1 protein-coding gene is annotated in these 859 nt (G+C 49.5%); it reads left to right on the top strand.

What is annotated here, in order from left to right; all coding sequences use genetic code 11:
- Positions 1 to 43: 43 nt before the first annotated feature.
- Positions 44 to 859: hypothetical protein (locus tag J5224_RS31250; RefSeq protein ID WP_264628887.1), on the top strand; the 816-nt coding region annotated here is incomplete at its 3' end.

Raw genomic sequence — 859 nt, 5'->3', positions numbered from 1 at the left:
ACCCGATACGGTCATTGGCCGTACGCTGCGAATGAGGTGATACATGAGCCACTTTATGACTGTCAAGCAAACCGCCAGCATAGCAGCGTGGTTGATGTTGTTTAGCGCTCAGGCCTCGCAGGCCAATACGCTGACGATTGGTAAAGGTTCGGGGGTGGTATGGCAGGGGTCACCGTTTAGTGTAAACAATCTTTCCATCACTTATCAAAACGATTCAACCATACTCACCAGCGGCGGTATAGCCGCTATCAGTGATTTAACGACAGACTGTATTTCAACCACCAAACTCAGCACCATCAATAGTACTCAAGCGTATACCATTAGCCAAGGTGTCGGTATCGTACCTATTGCCACAGCGCTCACCACACTTACTGTTGGTGCTACCATGCCTGTAGAAATAGCCGCTTTAACGGGAACCATTGGTTTAAATGGTACCCAAGGGACTTATACATCAAACTCTACTTCTGGCAATGCCATCGTACCTACTAATAGGGGCTGGTGCTTATCATTTGCAGACCACGGTTCTCCTTTTCCCTTCACTATATTCGGTAACGAGCGACAAACAGCGAACATTTCTGGTTTATGGGCAATTGTTACCGACGGTACACAGCGTACCGGCACGTACGTTATACCACCGATGTATGCTATCACCTCAACCCCCAGCAACAGCCAATCTCAAATAATCCAACCCTATACTCTTCTGCGTGTGACCGCCATTGCCTGCTTAATTGCCACCACCACCAGTGTCAACTTCGGTACCGCAGCGCGCAATACGACACAATTCGCCGAGTTGGCTAACGTCACCGCTCCGCTCACCGTTACTTGCGATCACGATGCGCCGCACACCATCGATACCAAT

This window comes from Candidatus Symbiopectobacterium sp. NZEC135 (genome assembly GCF_025962695.1).
The sequence above is the reverse complement of the archived record's forward strand: the minus strand, read 5'-3'. Positions and strand labels throughout refer to the sequence as shown.